Origin of the sequence: Pedobacter sp. UYP1, assembly GCF_040547305.1 — a bacterium.
In the GTDB taxonomy this organism is placed as follows: domain Bacteria; phylum Bacteroidota; class Bacteroidia; order Sphingobacteriales; family Sphingobacteriaceae; genus Pedobacter.
The window spans coordinates 120,111-144,991 of sequence record NZ_JBEPPL010000010.1; the positions used below are offsets into that span (position 1 = coordinate 120,111).

Genomic DNA, 24,881 nt, shown 5'->3' on the forward strand with positions numbered 1-24,881 from the left:
ACCATGAAAAAACAAAATCAATTCAGCAGTGTATATACCGGGAAAGAATTCTTTTTAACAGATCATATGGTAATGGGAGAACAGGTTTTGCCTGGTGTCGCTTATCTTGAAATGGCCAGGGCAGCTGGAGAATATGTTGCACAGGAAACCATCACCCAAATTAAAGAGGTGAATTGGTTACATCCTGTAAAGGTTAAAGAATCGCCAGTAGAACTGCATATCAGCATTCAATCCATAGCGGATGAGTTTACTTATGAAATCTATACCACAACTGCAGAAAAAACTTTGCATGGACAGGGAATATTGAGCACTTCTTTACAACAAGCGCCAGCGGCAAAGGATATTACAGCATTGCGCCATAGTTTTACGCAAAGTGAAGAAAAAGCTGGTGTTCAGGATGGAGCAGGTTTTTATGAGATATTTAGTTCGATCGGACTTGACTATGGAAAAACCTTCCAGGGAATTCAGCAGATTTATTATAACGCAAAAGCAGCTTTATCCAGCATTGTATTACCGGCAAATGCAGGTTTTCTGTGGTCTCCCGGGATGATGGACAGTGCGCTGCAGACTTGTATGGGAATCAGTCTTTTAGACGGTAGTCAGCAGTTGATGCTTCCATTTAGTGTGAGAGAGATTAATATTTATCAGCCATTGCCTGAAGAAATCTGGTGTTATGTCACAAAAAACAGCGCAGGCAAAATGGCCAGCAGCTACGATATTGAATTGTTAAATGAAGCAGGAGAGGTGCTGATTAGTTTTACTGAACTGGTAGTTTTACCGCTAGCCCTTAAAAATAATGCTGATTCAACAGCAGGACTAAATTTATATAGCCAGAATTGGCAAACTGAGACCATAAGCAGCAGGGAGCTGGAACAATCCGGTACTAAAGAAGGGACGGCTCCGCTTGTTTTTATCGCCGGAGCAGCTGCGCTACTTGCGCAGAAGCTGGAGGAAAGATTGGAGTGTGAGGTAAGGATGGTTAGTGAAGGTACACCGGACGCTGTTTTTATCCAGGTATTGGAAGAATTGCAACAAAGAAAACTTGCTAAGTCAACAGTGCATTTTGTTTATGCGGTAACCGATGAGCTGGATTACAGCTTTATTTCAGGGATGTTAAAGACAATTGCACAGGAAAATCCATTGTTTAGTGGAAAGATGATTGGGGTAGAAAGCCTGGCTATCAGTGAACTGGCCAATTTAACTGGGATTTTACTGGCAGAGCAGGGAAATGCAGCAGCAGAGGTACGTTATCTAGATGGACAAAGAGAAATTAAAGTTTTAAATCCAGTTTCTGCTTCATCAAAAAATACAGAGAATTATACCAATGATGAGCTTCAGGATACATTAACAGCAGGAAACATTAGTAAAGAAAATGGAGTCTATCTGATCACCGGTGGTGCAGGTGGGCTGGGATTGATTTTTGCTGCTTACTTGAATAAGGTAGCGGGAACAAAAGTAATCCTTGCAGGCAGAAGTGTTTTGAGTACTGCACAACAGGAACATTTAAAAGAATTGCCACATACGGTTTACGAACGTTGCGACGTCACTCAGCTGGAAGAAGTAAAGGCATTGGTAGAAAAAATCAAGGCTGAAAACGGGCATTTAGATGGAATTATTCATAGTGCCGGATTGACCCGGGATAGTTTGCTGATGAATAAAACAGCCATTGAAGTTGAAGCAGTTTTTTCCGCAAAGGTTAAAGGTGCTAAAAACTTGGACGAGGCAACGCAGCAAGAACAACTGGACTTTATGGTTTATTGTTCCTCCCTGGCCGGAGTTTTTGGAAATACAGGACAGTCAGACTATGCTGCTGCCAATGCATGGTTAGATAATTATGCGCATTACCGTGAACTGGAGCGTATTCAGGGTAAAAGAACAGGGAAAACATTAAGTGTCAACTGGCCTTTATGGAAGGAAGGCGGGATGCAGATTGACCAGGCGCAGGAAAAGTATATGGCCAATCATTTTGGCTTATTGCCGATGCCTGCTGCTGATGGACTTGCCGCTTTTGAAAGTTTATTAAATAGTAACGAGTCTCAGGGAGTCGTTTTATATGGTAATCCGGATAAATTAAATGCGCTTTTAACTCCGCCATCAGCTCTGCAAAGAAAAAAGGCTGCGGTAGGAAAAGCAGCAGCAGTAAATGAGGAAGTACTTTATGCTGCCTCATTGACTTATCTGCGTAGTCTGTTGACCAAAGAGCTCAGAATGAAGGAAGAAAAGTTAGACGCAGAAACTCCTTTTGAGCAGTATGGAATTGATTCCATTATGATCACCAAATTAACTAATTGCCTGGAGGCTGTTTTCGAAAGGATACCCAGAACCTTGTTTTTTGAGTGTCAGACTTTAGCCGAATTAACTGAATACTTTGTGGAAGTTTATCCTGATAAATTAATACAACTTACGGGTTTAAAAGTCTCATATTCTGATTTATCACCTGTTTCCGTTGAAGCTATTGATGAAATTAATAATCAGACTTCAGCAACAGCTGCCGTATTCAATGCCCATGCTATATCGCAAAATAAGACAGCTCTCCAGCCAAAAGAAATATCAAAAACAGCTGTCGCAAAGTCAGCGATTCCGGTGGCTAAAGAACCTATTGCCATCATTGGCTTAGGGGGAAGATACCCGGGGGCTAAAACCATTGCAGATTTCTGGGAAAACTTAAAGGCAGGGAAAGACAGCATCACAGAGATTCCGGCAGATCGCTGGGACCTGACAGATTTCTATGACAAGGAAAAAGGTAAAGCTGGTAAAAGCTACAGCAAGTGGGGTGGGTTCCTGGAGGATATGGATCATTTTGATCCCTTGTTCTTTAATATTTCTGTTCGTGAGGCAGAGTTAATGGACCCGCAAGCTCGCCTTTTCCTTCAAACGGCCTGGGAAACACTGGAAGATGCGGGTTACACCAAAACTAAATTACAAGGAGAAAAAGGTAAGAACTCTTTAGGTGCACAAGTGGGCGTATATGTAGGCGTGATGTATGAAGAATATCCACTGTTTGGTGCCGAAGAGAATGCAAAAGGTAATTTTGTAAACCCCGGAGGAAGTATCAGCAGTATTGCAAACCGTGTATCTTATTTCTTCAATCTTCATGGACCAAGCATGGCGATTGATACCATGTGTTCTTCGTCTTTAACGGCTATTCATCTGGCTTGTGAGAGTATTCAGAATGGGAGTTGTACCATGGCACTTGCAGGTGGGGTGAACCTTAGCGTGCATCCAAATAAGTATTTAATGCTGAGCCAGGGTATGTTTGTTTCTAGTGAGGGACGGTGTGAAAGTTTTGGTGAAGGTGGCGAAGGGTATGTGCCAGGTGAAGGTGTAGGAGCAGTATTGCTCAAATCACTGAGCCAGGCATTGGCAGATGGTGACCGTATTTATGGTCTGATTAAAGGAACTTCGCTGAACCATGGTGGTAAAACGAATGGGTATACCGTTCCTAATCCAAAAGCACAGGCTGCGGTGATTAAAGCTGCAATGAAAAAAGCGGGTGTAAAAGCAGAAGACTTCAGTTATATCGAGGCGCATGGAACAGGGACAAGCTTGGGCGATCCTATAGAAATAGCCGGTTTGGCCAAGGCTTTCGATTCAAAGAACAAACAGTTTTGCAGTATTGGTTCGGTGAAATCAAATATCGGTCACTGTGAATCAGCTGCTGGAATATCAGGGTTAACCAAGGTATTATTGCAATTAAAGTACCGCCAGCTGGTTCCTTCCTTACATTCTGCGAAGCTGAATCCCAATATAGATTTTGAAAATACACCTTTTAAAGTTCAGCAGGAACTCGAAAAATGGCCTGCATTGAATAATAAACCAAGAATTGCTGGTATCAGTGGTTTCGGAGCGGGCGGTAGTAATGCACATTTGATTATAGAGGAATATGTGCCCTTGACAACTACAGCTTATACGCAGGTTATACCGCCTGTTATCGTCTTGTCTGCAAAAGATACAGACCGGTTGAAGGAGTTGGTGGCCAATTTGAAAAGTTATGTGGAAGCACAACCTGAGCTGAATCTTGATGACCTTGCTTACACTTTGCAAACAGGAAGAGAGGCTATGGAAGAGCGGTTAGCTTTTATAGCTGAAGACAGGGAAGATTTAATCGCTCTGCTCAATGACTACCAAAATCAAAAGATACAGGAATTATATATTGGAAATACCCGCAAAGATCATCCGGGGATTTCGCTGGAAGGAAAGTCTGGTAAAGCTTATCTGGAAAGTGCAATCCGTGAAAAAGAAAGTCATTCCCTTGCACAGTTATGGGCTAAAGGAGTTAATATAGACTGGAATTTACTGTATACAGCGGTCAAACCATCATTAATTGGTTTACCCGCTTATCCGTTTTCTAGTGAACGTTACTGGTTCCCGCAGGGCGAAGGTGAATTATCGGTGAACAGGGGAGCTAAACTGCATCCTTTATTGCATAGCAATTCTTCAAGCCTTCAGGAACAGCAGTTTACGAGTGTTTATACGGGTAAGGAGTCATTTTTAATGCACCATCAGGTGCAGCAGGTAAAAATATTACCTGGGGTGGCTTACCTGGAATTAGCGAGGGCTGCGGCTGAGCAATCTGTTCAGGACAAGGTCACACAATTAAAGGAGATAACCTGGTTTAGCCCTGTAAAGGTGGAAGCAATTCCGCAAACAGTTTTTACCAGCTTATTTTCAGGTGCCGATCAACAGATTGAATATGAGATCTATACCGATAATGGTACTGAAGAATTCTTGCATTGCAAAGGGCTTTTGACCACAAAAGAGTTGGATAGGCCGGAAAAACAAGATCTGGAGAAAATAAAGTCTGCTTTAACGCAGGAAATCAGTGGTGAGGCCTGTTATGGCTTATTTAGTGAAGCAGGGATTGAATATGGAAGTAGTTTCCGTGGAATAAAGGCATTATATTATAATGAAGATGCTGTATTATCCCGTATTTCTTTGCCACAGGATCAAGCCTATGTGCTTAATCCTGGGCTACTGGATAGTGCTTTGCAAACTTGTATTGGCATGCAATTGGGCAAAAGCAGTAAAGAGATTCTATTACCATTCAGTGTTACTGAACTTAACATCTATCAGGCTTTACCAGAAGAGGTATGGTGTTCCGCTAAAAGGAATAGAGCAGGTAGCCGGGTTAGTAGCTATGATGTGGATTTGCTGGATGCTGAAGGACAGGTGCTGATCAGTTTTAAAGAGTTGGTATTGTTGCCGTTAAATGGCTTCACGAAGCTTGGAACAACAGTTAATGCAGGAACAGCGGTTAATCCAGAAACAACTAGTAATGCGGGAATAACAGTTACTACAACGACTGGTGTTTATGCAGCAACAGCTGCTAACGCACCAACGCAGCTTCCAGTGGTTGCTGCCGAAAGTGAAATCAGCCAGAAGCCTGTGCTGCAGAAAGTTAATGGATTGCATTTATTCGCGGATAACTGGAAACCTGATGTACAGCCTTTTGTTTCTTTAACGGCAGTAACACCGCTGATTATATTGGCAGGGGGTACTGAGGTCATGGCTGCTGGACTTCAGGAGAACCTTTCTCTGGTTGTTAAAGCTAGTAACCACATCAATGAGGAAGATTTCTTCAATGAAGTACTGGCGATTGCGAAAGTCTTAATGCCGCACAAAAATCCAGCGCACCTGGTCATTGTGTGCAGTCTGGATAATTATAGACAATACGGTTTTATCACAGGTTTATTAAAAACATTAACACAGGAAAATCCAAAAATCACTGGTAAACTGATCAGTGTAGAAGAACCTGTTTTCCAGCATATAGAAGAACTGACAAATGTAATCGCTGCTGAACAGCAAACCATTGATCAGGAAATACGCTATCGTGCAGGTTTACGTGAAGTGAGAACGATGGAAAGCGTTTTAGCTAAAACATCAGACACCGCAAATATTCAAATTAAAACTGGCGGTGTATACCTGATTACTGGCGGTGCTGGTGGATTGGGGCTGATCTTTGCCCAGTATATCAGTAAAACGAAGGGTGTAAAACTAATTTTAACAGGAAGAAGTGAGTCGCTGAGCCCGGCGCAGCAAAAAGCAGTTGGCCGGCTTGGCGCAACCTATTACCATTGTGATGTAAGTGATGCCGTAGCGGTAAATGAGCTGGTTAAAAACATCCTTGCTGAACACAAAAAACTGGACGGTATTATCCATAGTGCTGGTGTGATCCGGGACAGTTTAATCGTTTACAAAACAACAGCAGAAGTAAAACAGGTCTTTGCTGCTAAAATAAAAGGAACTAGAAATCTGGATCTTGCTACGAAAGACCTGGCACTGGACTTCATGGTTAGCTGTTCTTCGATAGCCGGAGTAAATGGCAATGCCGGGCAATCGGATTATGCTGCTGCAAATGCATGGGTTGATAATTACGCTTATTATAGAGAAAATGAGCGTCTTCAGGGAAGGCGTCAGGGTAAAACTTTAAGCATTAACTGGCCTTTATGGAAAGACGGTGGGATGCAGCTGGATGCAGAAAGCGAAACTTATATGGAGCTGCATTTCGGTTTAATCCCCATGCCAACAACCGCAGGATTAGAAGCATTTGAAGATTTAATGAACAGCGAAATTGTACAGGGAATGGTACTGTATGGTCAAACTACTCAACAGTCAATTTTAGTAGATCAGCTTATTGAAAGTGCTGAATCTTTGTTGAATGAATCGATGAAGACGTTGGATATTGTACCTGTAACAGCTGCAGTAACTAACGAAATTTTAAATGATGCAGCTATAAAATATCTCCGTAAATTACTGGCTAAGGAATTAAGAATGCCGGAAGAAAAACTATTGGCAGAAGTTCCTTTTGAAAATTACGGAATTGATTCTGTGTTGGTAATCAGGCTCTCCAATCGTTTAGAGGAAGTGTTTGGTAAGCTGCCACGTACTTTGTTTTTCGAGTATCTGAGCCTGAAGGAGCTTTGTGGTTATTTTCTGGAAGCCCACCGCTCACAGGTATTGGACCTTACAGGTTTGGCTGTAGTTTTGGCCCCGGTGACTTCAGTTGTTCAGCAAGAAGCTACAATGGCTGGAACGCCTTTCGTTAATCAAAACAGACGTCAGCGTTTTGCTGGCGTAACGCAACAACAACAACAACAACAACAAAATAATTTAACGGAAGCCATTGCCATCATTGGGATTAGCGGACGTTATCCTGGTGCAAATAATCTCTCAGAATTCTGGGAAAATCTTAAGGCAGGAAAAGACTGTATTACTGAAGTCCCTGAAGACAGATGGAATGCAGAGGAAATGTATCACGAAGAAAAAGGACAACCCGGCAAAAGCTATAGCAAATGGGGCGGGTTCATGAATGATATTGATAAGTTCGATCCTTTATTCTTCAATATTTCTCCAAGAGAAGCGGAATTAATGGACCCGCAAGAAAGACTGTTCCTACAAACAGTTTGGGAAACAATGGAAGATGCAGGTTATACCCGTGAAAGCCTGCGGGCTGAGGATATGCAAAGTGGAATTGCCAGAAGAATAGGAGTTTATGCTGGTGTGATGTACGAAGAATACCAGTTGTTTGGTGCGGAAGAAAGAATGAAAGGGAATTTTGTGACCCCTGCTGGCATTGCCAGCAGCATTGCGAACAGAGTTTCTTATTTTTTCAACTTTAATGGCCCAAGCATGGCCGTAGATACGATGTGTTCCTCGTCATTAACGGCTATTCATCTGGCTTGTAAAGATATCTTGACCGGAGATACAGATATGGCTATTGCTGGTGGGGTTAATGTGAGCGTTCATCCAAACAAATACCTGATGTTAAGCCAGGGTCGTTTTGTCTCTGGTGCGGGGCGTTGTGAAAGTTTCGGAGAAGGCGGGGATGGTTATGTACCTGGTGAGGGCGTAGGAACGGTGTTATTAAAGCGTCTAAGCGAAGCAATCAAAGATGGCGACCACATTTACGGTCTGATTAAAGGCACCGCTTTAAATCACGGCGGAAAGACAAATGGATATACAGTTCCTAATCCTAAGGCACAAGCTGCGGTTATTAAAGCAGCGATGAAAAAAGCAGGGGTAAAGGCCGGTGATTTTAGCTATGTTGAAGCACATGGAACAGGTACGAGCTTGGGTGATCCTATCGAAATTGCGGGTTTAAACAGAGCATTTGAAACCACAGACAAACAATTCTGCAGCATTGGCTCTGTCAAATCGAATATTGGTCATTGTGAGTCTGCGGCAGGTATTTCGGGTTTAACGAAAGTGATCTTGCAGCTTCAGCACCAACAATTCGTTCCATCACTGCATTCTGCTGCTTTAAATCCGGAAATTGATTTTGTAAACAGTCCGTTTAAAGTACAGCAGGCTTTAGAGGAATGGCCTTCAATAGCGGGTAAAGCACGTATTGCAGGCATCAGCGGCTTTGGTGCCGGAGGTAGCAATGCCCATGTCATTATCCAGGAATATCAGAGATCAACTGTTCAGACCTACGCCTATCAGATGCCTGCGATCATTGTTCTTTCTGCGAAACAGGCCAGCCGTATTTTAATCCAGGTAAGCAACTTAAAAAGCTTTTTGGAAGCACATCCGCAAACGAATTTATATGACCTGGCTTATACGCTGCAAATAGGCAGAGAGGCCATGGATGAACGCCTGGCATTTATTGCAGACAGTATCGAAGATTTGCTGGTACAATTAACTCAGTATCATCAGGGGGAAACAGCAAATTCAATTGCTGGGAATATCCGTAAAGAAGAGGCTGCTGTTGAAGGAAATGATGCCAGAACAATTGCCCAGGCATGGGTGAGAGGAATGGCTACGGATTGGAACCTATTGTATCAGCAGGGCTTGCCTTCGCGGATCAGTTTGCCAACCTATCCATTTGTGAAAGACCGGTACTGGATCCCTGTATTAAACAAGGAAATTATACAAAACGGAACAGTTAATTTACATCCGCTGCTACATAGCAACGAGTCTGATTTGGGTGCGCAAAAGTTTACCAGCACTTATACAGGTAAAGAAGATTTCTTAATTAAATGCCACATTCCTAATTATAAAGAGTTGCCAGCTACAGCATTACTTGAACTGGCAAGAGAAGCAGGGGAGCGGAGTTTGCGTCAAAATATTACACAAATCAAAGACGTCACCTGGATGGATCCTATCCGGGTAAATGGTTCTCCGGCTAAAGTGCAGATCAATTTGTTTGCTGCCGGAAAAGACATAGGATATGAAATTTATACGCATCATCAGGAGCAAAAGGAAAAGCTCAGCGGGCAAGGTTTATTGAATGCAACGCCACAGCAAGTACCGGATAAAAAAGATATTCAGGCTTTACTGAAGCGGTATCAGCAAGAGATCACAAAAGATGAGTTTTATCAATTGTTTGCTGATGCAGGTAAAAATCATGCGCTTGATTTTCAAGGAATAGTTAAGCTGTATTGTAATGAAACTCAGGCGCTGTCAAAAATTGAATTGCCGGTTACTGATGGTTTTATCTTATCTCCGGGATTACTGGATAGTGCGGTACAAACCTGCACTGGCTGGCTGCTAAGCAAAGGTGAACGCTTATTATATCAGCTTTCGGGAGTTGCCGAGGTCACGATTTTCGGAACATTACCTGCTGTGATCTGGTGCCATGCCGTTTTCGAAAGACAGGCAAAGGGCGCAATTTGTTGCCAGCTTGAAGTGTTGAATGCGCAGGGAGATGTTTTACTTCATTTCAAAGACTTGATCTTAATTCCTGAGCAACATTCAGAAAATGGCTTAAAAGTCAATTCTTCCATGGCTTACAAACCAGTCTGGGACCGGATTATAGCCTCAACTACCGCTTCAGCTCCAATCCTGGGAAAACAAGTTATAGTGCTTGGAAATTCTAATCCGGTATTTGCACAGGGGCTTAGTGAGTGGTTAACGATGCAGGGAGCAGAAGTTTCAATCGTTGAAAAACTGGAAGCTATTCCTGATGCGCTTGCGGGTGTGTATCTGTTGCAAGGGTTGCCAGGAAGCCCTGAAGAATCGCAGCAAGAATTAGCGGTGTTTACGAGTGTGAAACAATTATTAGATGCAGCGGTCAAAGATTTAAAGCTGACTGTATTTACTTGTCAGACGCAGCAAGTATTTGCTGATGATTTAGTAAAAGCTGCTGGCAGCGGGATTACCGGATTGATTGGCGCGTTAGTGAAAGAACAGCCGCAGTGGTCAGTCAACAGGATTGATTTGCAGCTGTCGGCTGATCTTCTGATGCCAGTCGAACCTGACTGGTCAACGCTGCTGGCTATGAGTTTAAATCAAGAAAATGCGGTGACTTGTTTAAGAGGTGGTCATTACTATAAACAACAGTTATATCCTTTAGTATTACCAGAGATAAGATCCTCAAAATTCAGAAAATCTGGTGTTTATATTTTGTTAGGTGGTGCTGGTGGACTAGGAATAGTGACCACGGAGTACTTAGTGAAGCATTATCAGGCTCAGGTAATCTGGTTGGGACGAAGACCTGCAGATGCGGTTATTCAAGCCGCTCAGGAAAAAATTTCATTATTGGGGATGAAGCCTGAATACTATCAATGTGATGCTGCTAATCTCACTGACGTTGAAAAAACATATCAGTCAATCAAGGAAACTCACCAGGAAATACACGGTCTTTTTCACTCTGCAATTGTCCTTCAGGATAGGTTGCTGAAGAACATGACGGAAGCAGATTTCAACAAAGCTTTTATCCCTAAGTCTGTAGCAAGCCAGAACCTGGTGCAAGTTTTCGGGCAGGGGCCATTGGATTTCATTTGTTTTTACTCTTCCGTGCAGGCATTGGTCCATGCACCAGGTCAGGGAAACTATGCCGCAGGTTGTGCCTATAAAGACAGTTATGCGTTAAGCGTAAATAGCCAGCATATACCTGTAAAAATTATCAACTGGGGATTCTGGGGTGAGGTAGGTGTAGTTGCTGCTGACGGCTATAAAGACAAAATGAAACAAGCTGGTGTAGAGAGCATCACTGCTGAGGAAGGTATGCAATTACTGGAAATGGTCATCGGCAGTGACCAGCAGCAGGTTGTTGCGATCAAACTCTCTAATACGGCAGCGGCAGCAATACCGGCTATGCGTCAGGATCTGGAAATTTCAGCTGTAAAAGCATTATCGGTGCTGCAATTGGCAAAACCTGATGAGTTGGTTTATCCTAAAGCAGACCAGCTGGATTTGGTTTTTAAGAAATTGTGTTGTAAAGGTCTGTTGCAAGTTTTGCTTGAATCAGGTTTGATGCAGCAGCAACAAGCAGGGCAGACTTTAAGTAGTCTGAGAACAGTATTAGCCATTCAAGATAAGTATGAGCAGTTATTTTTTGTATTGATTGGATTGCTTCAGGAGCAAAATTACCTTACCGTAAATGAGTCACAAATCACGATTGATCCTGTGATTCAATCGGAAATCAGCAATTTCAGTTTTGAACAGCAAATGAATGCATTGGTTGAACAGGAACAGGAATACCGTCCGCATGGCACCTTATTGCAAATCTGTTTAGCGGCTTTCCAGGATATTTTAACTGGAAAACAGCAAGCTACTACTGTGATGTTCCCTGGGGGAAGTATGGCGTATGTAAGCGGCATTTATAAAGGAAATGCGCAATCTGATTATTTCAATAATTTATTAGCCAGCATTGTCAAAAATAGTGTTGCCCAGAGCATTCCTTACTTACAGCCTGGTGAAAAAATCAGGATACTGGAAGTGGGCGCCGGAACAGGCGGCACAAGCCAGGTAGTTTTTAAAGCACTGGAACCCTATAAGGAGCATCTTTTCTATTTGTATACTGATTTGTCGCGTAGTTTCCTGAGCCATGCAGAACAGCATTTTAAAGACATCGCCCCGTATTTAGAAACGGCGATCCTGAATATCGAACAAGCTCCTGATCAGCAGCAGGTTGCTCTTGGAAGCTATGATATTGTGATCGGGGCTAATGTGGTACATGCAACTAAAAATATGGCCGTAACGCTGAACAATATCAAGGCTTTACTGAAGAAAAACGGCCTGTTTATCCTGAATGAAATTGCACGTACTGAACTGTTTACCACACTTACTTTTGGTTTACTGGATGGCTGGTGGCTTTATGAGGATGCAGGAATCAGATTAAAAGGCAGCCCTGGTTTATCAGCAGCAGGCTGGAAGACAGTCTTAACCGAAACTGGCTACTCACAGGTGCGCAGTTATCCGGGAATAGCTGACCTTTCTCAACAGATTGTATGTGCGCTAAGTGACGGCATGGTTCAGCATGGCGTGGTCCAGCACGGAACGGTTCAGCACGGCTTAAAAATTAACGGCATCGTTCCGCAGTCTAAACAACCATTGCCTATGCTTCAAAATGGAGTAATCAAACCAACTGCATCAATAATTAAAGAGAATACATCAGTAATTACGCAAACTGTACCGGTAATGAAAAAAGCAATGGATAATAAAACGCTGGTGAACAAAGTGGTAAACATCGCTGCGGCGCTGATTAAACTGCCACCGGCAGAATTTGATATAGAGAGCCAGTTTATGGACTACGGATTCGATTCTATCCTGAGCATGGAACTGGTTAAAAACATCAATGAAACATTAAATGTAGCATTGAAACCAACTGATATCTTCAGTTATAATAATATACAACAGCTTGCAGATTTTCTGCAGATGAATTTTGGGGAGCTCCTGCAAACAGAGTTTGCAGAAGAAATTGCAGTACCAGTAGTTGCAGCTCCTTTTGTTGCATTACCACAGGCTGTATCACCTATGAAAACCCGTTTTTCGGGTTCTGTGGTAAATGCTGAACCTGTTTACATCGCTGAAAACGATATCGCAGTAATCGGCATGAGCGGCCAGTTTGGTGCTGCAAACGATCTGGACACTTTTTGGGACGTGTTAAAGAATGGACAAAGCCTGGTGGGCGATTTGCCAGAGAGCAGGTGGCAGGGTTATGTGAACAAGGAAAGTTTTAAATGGACTGGAAGCTTCTTGCTGGATATCGATAAGTTCGATCCGGTATTCTTTAAGATTTCTGGAAATGAGGCCGGGTTGATGGACCCTCAACAGCGTTTGTTCTTAGAACATTGCTGGAAAGCCATTGAAGATGCAGCGATTAATCCGAAGTCTTTAAAAGGCAGTAAATGTGGTGTATATGCAGGGGTTGCACCGAGTGATTACAGTATCCGCGAATGTGAAGAGGCATCTGTAATGTGGGGTAATTCAAGTGCTGTCCTGGCTGCCAGGATTTCTTATTTACTGGATTTAAAAGGGCCTGCAGTGTCCGTAGATACAGCTTGTTCAAGCTCTCTTTTAGCGATGGACATGGGTTGCAGCAGTTTACAAAAAGGTGAAACTGATCTGATCATTGCCGGAGGAGTCAATATTATGACTACACCTGGTTTTTATTCGCTGGCCGACAGAGCAGGAATGATGTCTGCTGGCGGACAGTGTTACACTTTCGACAAAAGAGCAGATGGTTTTGTTCCTGGCGAAGGCGTAGGGGTCGTGATCATGAAACGCCTTGCGGATGCAGAAAGGGATGGTGACCGTATTTATGGGGTGATTAAAGCGAGTTTAACAAACCAGGATGGAGCTTCGAACGGAATTACTGCGCCAAGTGTTTTAGCGCAGCAGGAATTAGAAAAAGAGGTTTACCAGAAGTTTAAAATCAATCCGGAAACCATTTCTTATGTAGAAGCACATGGCACAGGAACAAGTTTGGGTGATCCTATTGAACTGGATGCTTTAACACATGCTTTTAGAAAATATACGGAACGGAAACAGTATTGTACCATTGGAAGTGTTAAAACCAACATCGGCCATACATTAGTTGCTGCGGGGGTAGCAGGGGTAATAAAAATCATGTTATCCTTAAAACATAAGCAGTTGCCTCCTTCGCTGAATTATGAAGAATGTAACCCTCTGATTGATATGCTGAACAGTCCTTTCAAGGTGGAACAAAAACTAATGGACTGGGCAACTGAGCATAACAACCCAAGGCGCGCTGCAATCAACAGTTTTGGTTTTAGTGGTACGAATGTCCATATGATTATTGAAGAGTATCAGGATAACCGGCCTGCTGTATCCGTTGCGGGCCCTGCTGTTATTGTAATTTCTGCTAAAAATGCAGAAAGACTTCAAAATCAGGTTAAGAATCTTGTGGTGTGGCTGGAACGTAACCCAGAAACCTTGTTATCTGAAATTGCCTATACTTTACAAAAAGGAAGACAGCCGATGGAAGAACGTCTGGCTATCATTGCTTCCGATCGTGCGGAACTAAATAAACAGCTGGCTGACTTTTTAAATGGAAATACAGATCAGCTGATGACTGGAAATATTAAAAAGAATAAAGCAGACTTTTTACTGGAAGGCGGAGCAGGGCAGGCTTATATTGATTATGCGGTAACGCACGGAGAAATCAAGTCTATTGCGCTGTTATGGACCAAAGGGATTACGATTAGCTGGGACCTGTTATATACTCAGGGTAAGCCAAAAAGAATCAGCTTACCTGCTTATGCTTTTGCCCGTCAAAGGTATTGGGTGCCTGAGGCGAAGAATTTAGTCAGTCAACAGTATCATAGTTACTTACATCCGTTGTTACATCGTAATACTTCAACTGTTAAAGCACTGCAGTTTACCAGCGTTTTCACCGGGAAAGAGCAGTTTTTGGAAGATCACCAAATACAGTCGAAGAAAATATTGCCTGGAGTAGCCTACCTGGAAATGGCCAGGACAGCTGGAACAGAGGCTTTGGGACAAGGAGTAACCGGGCTGAAAAATGTGGCCTGGTTAAGTCCGGTAAGTGTAACTGGGCAGGAAGAAAAAGTAAATATCCGTTTAAAAGATGCTGGTGAAGAACTGAGTTATGAAATTTACTCTGTAGCAGGACAAGAGCGTTTACATAGCCAGGGACGTATTTTAACAGCACCATTGCCAGCAAAAGACCGTCTGGATCTGAAAGCGATCCGCAGCAGGTTAACTCATACTGTTGAACGTACAGTTTGTTACGGCATATTTAAGCAAATGGGGTTGAATTATGGTACCAGCTTCCAGGGAATTGAAACGATGTATTATACAGCGTCAGAAGCCTTGTCAAAGATCTCGCTTCCCCAGGAAAATGGATTTGCCGTTTCTCCCGGTTTACTGGATAGTGCATTGCAAACCTGCATGGGACTCAGTTTCGTAGGTAAAAAATCCAGTGTACAGCTTCCTTTCAGTGTAAAAGAGATTTTGTTTTATGCTGAGGTGCCAAACACAGTCTGGAGTTATGCAAGAAAAAGTAAAACGAATCATGGAAATGGCCCTGTCAATATTTATGATGTAGATATCGTCAATGAAATGGGAGATGTCTTGTTGAGCTTCCGTGATTTTGTAACCCTTCCTGTTGATGGACCGGGGAAAACAGAATCGACTGATGCTATTGTGGATACCTGCATTTTTAACCTGAACTGGGAAGCAGCTGCAGCAGAAGAGAATTTTGCTGCTCAGGAGCATGAAGTGATTCCATTGATTCTTCTGGCCGGTGGCCCGGCACAGCTTGCCGAAAACCTGAAAGGGGAATTAGGGATTGAAACCGAGACTATCACTGGAGAAACTGCTGAGGAATATCTGCTCAATGTGATGGCTGTGGTGAAAAAGAAAGTCGCAGAAAAACACAATTCTCATTTGCTGATCGTTTGCAGCCATGCTGATTACCTGGACTATGGTTTCATATCCGGGTTATTAAAAACAGCTCATCTGGAAAATCCAGGTATCAGCGGAAAACTAATTGTTGTAGATCGCCTTTCTGTTAAAGATATGCCAGAACTGAGTACTATTTTGCAAGCAGAACTGAGCACTGCTGATTCGGAAATCCGTTATGAGGCGGGCCTTAGGAAGGTGAAGAAGCTTCAGGAAATCGATCTGCTGGATCATGATGGATTGAAGATTAAAGAAGGCGGAGTTTACTTGATTCTGGGAGGTGCAGGGGGTGTGGGCAGTATCTTTGCGAACCATATCAGTAAAATCCCGCAGACTAAGGTGATTCTGGCTGGCAGAGGAGAGTTAGATGCCAGAAAGAAAGCTTTAATCGCTGGACTGGCCCATGGTGATTATTTCAATTGTGATATCACCAATAAAGAGGAAGTAATCCACTTATTAGCGCTGGTTAAGGAAAAATATCAGCGGATAGACGGGATTATTCATAGCGCAGGCATAACCAGAGATAGCCTGATTACGAATAAAACAGCGCAAGAGGTACATCAGGTGCTGGGAGCTAAAATTACCGGAGTCAAAAATCTGGATGAGGCTGCTAAAGATGAGGCACTTGATTTCATGATTTTCTTTTCTGGTCTGGCAGGTATCTCAGGCAATGCAGGACAGGCAGATTATGCAGCTGCCAATGTCTATTTAGACAACTATGCATTTTATAGAGAAAGTGAACGTGTAAAAGGCAAAAGACAGGGTAAAACAATTAGTATTAACTGGCCTTTCTGGAAAGATGGCGGGATGTCTATTGATCAGGCAAGCCTGGAATACCTGAACAAACAGTATGGATTGTTGCCGTTACCTTCTGTTTCAGGGATCAATGTTTTTGACCAATTGCTGGCGAGTCAATATAATCAAGCTATAGTGGTTTATGGAAAAGTGGATAAAATAAGGCCACAGTTTCTGAATAAACTGGTTGTAAAACAGAAACAGCTTAGTACTGCTACTGTTGCTATTGTAGAACATCCTGTGGGTTTACAGCTGAAGGTAGCTGCGAAATTACTGGCGATTACGGCTCAATTGTTAAAATTGCCTGAAAGTGACCTTGAACTGGATGAAAAATTAAGTGACTATGGCTTTGATTCAATCTTATTGATCAAATATTCGAATGAACTGAATGATTTCTATGATACAGACCTTACGCCAGCTGTTTTCTATAATTATCCAACTATAGACGGGCTTGCTGAATTCCTGATTGAAGAATATCAGGAGAAGCTCCTGGTTAAACATCAACCGGAGCTGGTTTTTACTCAGGAGGAAGAAATGCCGGAAGAAGCTTTCCAAGAAGTTGTTCAAAAGCGCTATCCCCTTTCTGAAGGTCAAAAAGGTTTATGGTTTATACAACAGCTGGAACCTGAAAATGTAAATTATAATGTGCCTGTATCTTTTATTATACCGGGGGTAATTGAGCATGAATTGGTCAAAAAGGCTTTCCAGTTAACATTGGATGAGTATCCAATCTTAAAATCAAGCTTCCTGACAGATGAATTAACGGGTGAGGTTTATAATCAGTTCAACACGCTGTCAGAAGTTGAACTAGATGATCAGGACCTGACGGAAGATCAACAGATCAAAGAGGTTTGCTGGAAGCTGATCAGAACGCCGTTTAATCTCGAAACGGGCCGTCCTGTCAAACTATACATCAGAAGAGATCAAAAAGCAGCCAAAAACTATGTGCTGCTGGTCTTTCATCATATCATATTTGATGGGATGTCGAGTTCGGTATTTATTGCTTCACTCTTTGAAAAATATCAGGCTCTTGTAAGCGGGCAGAATGTTGCCTTAAAAGAACCGGATTTTGCCTATTTCAATTATGTAGAATGGGAGCAGATTTACATGCAAGGTAAACAAGGAGAGAAAAGCCTGGCTTACTGGAAAGAAAATCTGGCTGGTGTATTGCCAATTCTGAACCTGCCTTATGATTTATATGTTCCTGGTAAACTGAAAACAACAACGATCGGAATTGAGCGGATGCAACTTGAGCAGCAACAGGTGGAACAATTGAAAGAATTAAGCCGTGCGCTGAAAGTCAATCTGTCTGTGATCTTCTCAGGGATTTATGCGATGCTGCTTCATAAACTGACCGGGGAGGAAGATTTGCTGGTCTTAATGCCGACAGCTGGTCGTCCGCGGAAGGAATATGAAAATAGTATTGGTTATTATGTGAACATGATGATTTTGCGCAACCGTGTATCCGGAGATTTGACTTTCGCTGAATTGGTGAAAAATATACAGCAGGAAATGATCAATGGGATATCACATGCTGCTTATCCTTTACCTAAACTATTAGCAGATCTTAATCTTGACCGTTCTGGCAGTAGAGAAACACCGTTTAAGGTGTCGTTCATTTATCAGAATATCTTTGATGAGCTAATGAGTGGCGGTTCGGGAGTTGAAATCTATGATGACGTTTATCAGGAAACCGCACATGTTTATTCCTTGGAAATACAGGATTTAAGAAAAGATATCATTGTTAGTCTGAAATATGATCAGGATGTATTCATTGCCGGTACAATCAAAACGCATATGGGGTATTTCAACGAGCTACTTAAAGGTGTGTTGGAAGATGCTGCCAAACAGCTTAAAATCTATGAAGTGCTTTCTCCAAACGAGATCCATTACTTGTTAAATGAACGCAACGCGACCACTGTGGCTTATCCACAAAATAAAACACTTTCTGATCTTTTTGAGCAGCAGGTGCTTCAAACACCGGACCATATCGCAGTAGTGCATGATGGCAAGCGAATAAGTTACACTGAACTGAACCAGATGGCTAACCGCCTTGCTGCTTTACTAGTCAAATCAGGCCTGCCTGCAAATGCGCCGGTAGCGATAGTTTCTCATAAAAGCCTGGAACAGGTTTGGGGTGTACTGGGTATCCTGAAAGCTGGCGGACATTATATTCCTGTGAAAGGAAGTTTGCCACAGGCAAGGATGAATGAGTTGATTTCCCAGACTGAATCCAGCATTGTATTGGTACAGCGTGATTATCTGGACAAAGTTCATTGTCCGGAAGGCGTAAGGCTCATGGTATTAGAGGAAGATACTTTTGCCGCCGGGCCTGTGGAACATGAAACAGTAAAAGTACTGGATACTGAACTGGCTTATATCATTTTTACTTCTGGATCTACTGGAAAACCAAAGGGGGTGATGATCGATCACAGAGGTGCTGTAAATACACTTTATGATATGAACGCCCGCTTTAACATCACAGCAGAGGATAAGGTATTCGGTATTTCTGATCTGAATTTTGACCTTTCTGTCTATGATATCTTTGGTACACTAGCTTGTGGGGCAACATTGATCCTGCCTTTAGAAAAAGAAGGGTTAAATCCGGATATCTGGCTTCGTTACGTACAAGAAGAAAAAGTAACGGTTTGGAATTCCGTACCTCAGATTGTTAACCTGCTGATAGAAAGACAAGAAGATATGCCAGAAATGCAGCTGTCAAGTTTGAGAATGTACTGGATGAGTGGAGATTGGATCCCACTTGATCTTCCAGGCAGAATCCGGGCGCTGAATCCTGCAAGTGAAGTTATTAGTTTGGGCGGAGCGACAGAAGGTTCTATCTGGTCTATTTATTTCCCGATAGGTGAGGTTGATCCTTCCTGGAAAAGCATTCCTTATGGGTATCCACTTGGAAATCAGGAAATGTATGTGCTGGATGCCAATCTTTCTCCTTGTCCGGTCAATGTTCCTGGTGATATTTATATCGGAGGAATTGGGGTAGCTAAAGGGTATCACAATGATCCGGAGAAAACTGCGGCTAGTTTTATGCTGCATCCAGGAATGGGAAAACAACTTTACCGGACTGGTGATATGGGCTGTCAGCATCCTGATGGATTTATCATGTTCCTTGGCAGACAAGATGGACAGGTAAAGATTAATGGATTCAGAGTAGAGCTGGGAGAAATAGAAACCGTTCTTCAGCTTTCTCCACTGGTTAAACAAGGTATCGTGCTGACTGTGGAAGATGATTGCCGGAATAAGCGGTTGGTGGCTTACGTAGTGGTCTATGATACTTTGAATAAGGAGGAGTTACAACAACATCTGCGGGCTCATTTGCCAGAATATATGGTGCCTTCTTTATTTGTGGAAATAGACAAAATTCCTTTGTCTTCTAATGGAAAAGTCGATCGGAAAGCTTTACCTGATGCAGAATTCAGTACTGTTGCCCAACGGGATTTTATAGCGCCTTGTGATGCAATGGAAATTGAACTGGCTGCGATCTGGTCAAAACTGCTGAAAACAGAAAAAGTAGGTATTCATGATAATTTCTTTGACGCGGGAGGAAATTCGCTGACAATGATCCAGCTAACACATAAAATTAATACAGCATTCGGAAAGGATATTCAGCTGATCCATATTATGAGAAGCCCGACGATTGCTGAAATTAAGGTTCTGATTCATGAATATGAAGATGTACAAGATGCTGCTGTTTTAACCTTAAGAGAGGGATTAGCAGAAGAAGTTGCTTTCATTATTCCAGGAGCGCTTGGTTCAACAGAGGGGTATTTTGGCCTTGCTGGTCATTTACCTGGCGAAGGTGCTGTATATGGTTTGCAGATGAAAGGAATCGCCGGAAATGAAACACCGAATACAAGTATTGAAGCCATGGCTGCGTATAACCTGGAGCAGATCAAACAGGCTGGCGTAATAGGTGGAATTACTTTATTAGCGCATAGTTATGGTGGTATCGTGATCTATGAGATGATCAAACAGGCTGAAGGTACTGGAGTGGAGATCGAGAAAGTCATTTTACTGGATTGTTTTGTAGATCCGCTTTCTTCTTTCTATACCGTAGAGGAGGCTGATAAACTGGGTACTTATTTCCGTTCACTGATTAAGTTCAGCCAGCCATGGCTGGACGAGAAGGCCGTAAATAGTTTAGTTGATCAGTTGCCCGCGGAAAACTACATGACCTTTATTTGTGAAATAGTCCATACGCTTCCTGCAAAAACAATAGGAAAAATGTGGGAGGTTTTCCGTGCAGCAATTTCAGCTGTCTACAGCATGGATGAGCAATTAAACCAGACGGTCAATTTTATACAAGCAGATAATTCAAAATTAGAAGGAGAGGACTGGGGGGATGCGGGTGCTGCAGCTGGCTGGGATAATTATTTCAGCGATGTACAGCTTATTTACTCGCAGGCCAATCACTTTACCATGGTGAATGCACCTTATTGTATAGAATGGTTAACAAAAATGAACATTGAACAGAATATAAAACAAACGCTATAGCAGATATGAAAGTAGTTATGTTTCCCGGACAGGGATCGCAATACAAAGGAATGGGGAAGGCTTTTTTTGATACATTTAAACAGGAAACTATACGCGCATCTGATATATTAGGATACGATCTTGAAGAGTTATGTATTAAAGATCCTGAGCGTCAGCTGGGTAAAACAGCCTTTACACAGCCAGCGCTTTATGTAGTGAATGCGTTTACTTATTATGCAAGTCAGCCAAGAATCAAGCCTGATTATTTTATTGGCCATAGCCTGGGTGAGTACAATGCTTTACTCGCCGCAGAGGCATTTAGTTTTGAGACGGGGTTGAGATTGGTTCAGAAAAGAGGAGCATTAATGGCTGCTGCATCAGGTGGTGGAATGGCTGCGGTATTAGGCCACAAAGTAGAAGCTGTACAGCAAATGTTAGACGAAGGCGGTTATACCGATATTGATATTGCCAATATCAATACGCCCACTCAGATTGTAATTGCTGGCCCGCAGGATGCAATCAACAGAATTGTACAGGAATTTGAGGGCAGGAAGATTAAGATTTTTCCACTTTTTGTAAGTGCTCCTTTCCATTCCAGGTATATGAAACCGGCGGCAGTTGAATTTGAAGAGTTTTTAAAGGACTTTAGTTTTTCTGCGCTGCAGACTCCTGTGATTGCCAATGTTACAGCAAAGCCTTATCAGGATAGCCAGGTAACTGATTTGCTGGCTAAACAGATTGAAAGTTCTGTGCAGTGGACAGATACGATCCGTACGCTGATGGGAAAAGGTGTAGAGGAGTATGAAGAGACGGGCAGCGTTATTCTGACTAAAATGGTCAATGAAATTAAGGAGAATTGTACGCCGATAGTGGATGAAAAGAGCGTTGTGATGGAAAAAGATGTTATGATGGAAAAGGTGGATGCCGGAGAAAAAGTAGTTGCTGGAGAAAAATCCCATACAAATGGTTCGTCTGTCAAGGTAAATGGCAAGCAGATCGGCAAAAGCTGCTTATCCACCCGCCTGGGAAGTCAGGCATTCCGTAAAGATTATGGACTGAAATACGCCTATGTTGCAGGGGCAATGTACAGAGGGATTGCTTCCCGTCAGCTTGTCGTTAAGTTGGCAAAAGCAGGGATGCTTGGTTTTCTGGGAACCGGAGGAATGTCATTGGCCGAAATGGAACAGAACATTATACAGATTCAGAAAGAGTTAACTAATGGGGAAGCTTATGGCGTTAATTTCTTGCATAACCTGAATGACCCGGCGTTTGAAATGAAGGTTGCTGAACTTTTCCTTCGTTATGGCGTGACCAATATTGAGGCTTCTGCTTATATGCAAATGATGCCAGCATTGGTTTATTATAGGTTGAAAGGTTTAGAAAAAGGAGCCGATGGCGCAGTGGTCTGCAAACATAAAATTATAGCTAAAGTATCCAGACCGGAAGTAGCGGAGGTCTTTATGCGGCCAGCACCAGAAAAGATGGTGAAACGTTTACTAGAAGATGGGTTGATTAGTGCTGAGCAGGCTGAACTTTCCAGGTTAGTACCGATGAGTTATGATATTTGTGTGGAAGCAGATTCGGGTGGACATACTGACCGTGGAATTGCGATGGTCTTATTGCCTTCGATTCAACGTTTGAGAACAGATATCACAGCAGAGTACGCTTATGGCCAAGCTATCCGTGTTGGGCTGGCTGGTGGTATTGGTACGCCGCAAGCCGCAACCTGCGCTTATGTAATGGGTGCAGATTTCATCCTTACAGGGTCTATTAATCAATGCACTGTAGAAGCGGGAACTAGTGATGCTGTAAAAGATCTTTTGCAGGACATTAATGTTCAGGACACGGATTATGCTCCAGCGGGTGATATGTTTGAGATTGGAGCAAAAGTACAAGTGTTGCGCAAGGGCGTATTATTTGCAGCCAGAGCTAATAAACTTTATGCTTTGTATAACCAGTATAATGGGTTAGATGACATCCCTGAAAAGACCCTGATCCAGCTGGAGAAGACCTATTTTGGTAAAACAATAGCTGAAATATGGGACGAAGTCAGAGTTTATTGTAAGGGAACAGGCGCAGAAGCTGAGATTGTTAAGGCGGAACAAAATCCCAAGAATAAAATGGCTTTGGTATTCCGCTGGTATTTTGGCTATACGAATAAACTTGCATTTGAAGGAAACATAGAAAATAAGACTAATTTCCAAATACATACAGGTTCGGCACTGGGTGCATTTAATCAATGGGTAAAAGGCACGCAGCAGGAAAGCTGGAAAAAGCGTCATGTAGATGAAATAGGGATTAGCATTATGGTTGGCGCAGCGAAATTATTAGAGGATGCTGCCTTAATGGTGAACAATTAAATGATTGAACGTAGTTTAAAGCCTGTAGTATTGTTGTTTTCCGGACAGGGAAGTCATTACCGGGGCATGGGCAGAGCGTTATTTGAACAGCATCCGAAATTCAAAAGCAGCCTGGAAAAGATGGATGAAGTAGTACAGCAGCAATTGAACCGTTCATTGATTGATGAGCTTTATATAAAAAATGAAGAACCTTTTGACGAGCTGCTGATTACACATCCAGCAATTGTTGCTGTTGAAATTGCTTTATATGAGGTAATTATGGATATGGGGATCAAACCGGATTTTGTATCGGGTAATAGTTTAGGGGAATTTGCCGCAGGTGTAGCTAGCGGAGTCTGGAATGCCACTGCGGCTATAGAAGCTGCTATAGAACAAGCAAAATCAATATGCCGCAGTGATATTGAGGGTGGAATGCTGGCTGTACTTACGGAAGAAGAAAAAATGAAAGATCTTTATCTGCAGCATGAGCTATTTCTTGCTTCAGATAATTTTAAAGGGCATTTTACTTTAGCTGGCAGGGTGGGCGATTTAGGGTTGTTTGAGCTGGAATTGTCTAAGCTGGGGATCAGCTTCTTCCGTTTACCGGTAACCACCCCATTTCATTCTCCTTTGCTACAGCAGGCAAGTGCAGGTTTTAGTCAATATACGGCTGCTGCGACTGCTTTGGGAAACCCTGAACCTGGTTTTGTATCTGGTTTTACAGGAAAAGAAATGGAGAGATTACCTGAAGGTTATTTCTGGGAGGTGGTAAGTCAGTATACTAATTTTCCGGAAGTAGTTAATTTTTTTGAAAGTAAGGGTTCTTGTTTATATATTGACATGGGGCCTTCAGGAACCAGTGCTGCTTTTGTGAAATATAATTTACATTTGGATACTGAGTCTGAAATCTTCCAGATTATGAGTCCTTATCAGGGAGAAATGAAACAATTGAAGAAGTTACAGGCTATTATAGGGTAAAACAGGAGCACATGGAAGTCAAACTTTTTCGGGTATCTAATGAACATATAAAAAACCAGTGTTATCTTATTTATGAAGGTAATTCGGGTATTTTGATTGATCCTGCATGGGATTATGAGTTGATCAATGATTTTTTGCAGGAGAATGAGATCACCTTAAAGGGGATACTTTTAACGCATTATCACCATGACCATACTAATCTTGCGGCGGATTTTGCAGAAAAACACGTTGTTCCCGTCTATATGTCTGCAATTGAAATCAGAGAATATGGATTCACTGTCCAGCATTTAATTGCAGTACAGCATTTACAAGAGTTTGTGGTGGATGACTTTATGGTTACTGCTTTGCTGACCCCCGGTCATACTAAAGGCAGTATGTGTTATTGGATTGGCGGGCATTGTTTTACAGGGGATACTATTTTTATCGAGGGAGTAGGGATCAGCAGCGAGCTGAATGTCGGTTCTTTATTCAATTCTGTGCAATTTATAAAGCAATATTTACCAGCGCATACGCTGATCTGGCCAGGCCATTCTTTTGGCCAGACCCCAGGTAAAGAACTTAACTTTTTGCTGAAGAATAATATCTATTTTCTATTGAACAAGAAAGAGGCATTTATAGAATTCCGAATGCGTAAAAATCAACCTGATCCTTTTGCTTTTAAATAAT

General features: G+C 42.4%; 4 protein-coding genes. All 4 read left to right on the forward strand.

The window, feature by feature from the left end:
• Positions 1-3: 3 nt before the first annotated feature.
• The 4 genes from ABIB30_RS18545 to ABIB30_RS18560 are packed head-to-tail and all read left to right on the forward strand — an operon-like array spanning position 4 to position 24,880.
• Positions 4-20,919 (forward strand): non-ribosomal peptide synthetase, encoded by a 20,916-nt coding sequence (locus ABIB30_RS18545; protein ID WP_354304540.1) that lies wholly within the window; start codon positions 4-6, stop codon positions 20,917-20,919.
• Between the two features lie 5 nt (positions 20,920-20,924).
• Positions 20,925-23,258: an ACP S-malonyltransferase gene (gene fabD, locus ABIB30_RS18550; protein ID WP_354304541.1), complete on the forward strand. Its 2,334-nt coding sequence runs from the start codon at positions 20,925-20,927 to the stop codon at positions 23,256-23,258.
• Positions 23,259-24,215, forward strand: a complete 957-nt coding sequence (locus ABIB30_RS18555) for an acyltransferase domain-containing protein (protein WP_354304542.1) — start codon at positions 23,259-23,261, stop codon at positions 24,213-24,215.
• An 11-nt stretch (positions 24,216-24,226) separates the two neighbouring features.
• Positions 24,227-24,880, forward strand: coding sequence for an MBL fold metallo-hydrolase (locus ABIB30_RS18560; protein WP_354304543.1), 654 nt, complete (start codon positions 24,227-24,229; stop codon positions 24,878-24,880).
• Position 24,881 lies beyond the last annotated feature (1 nt).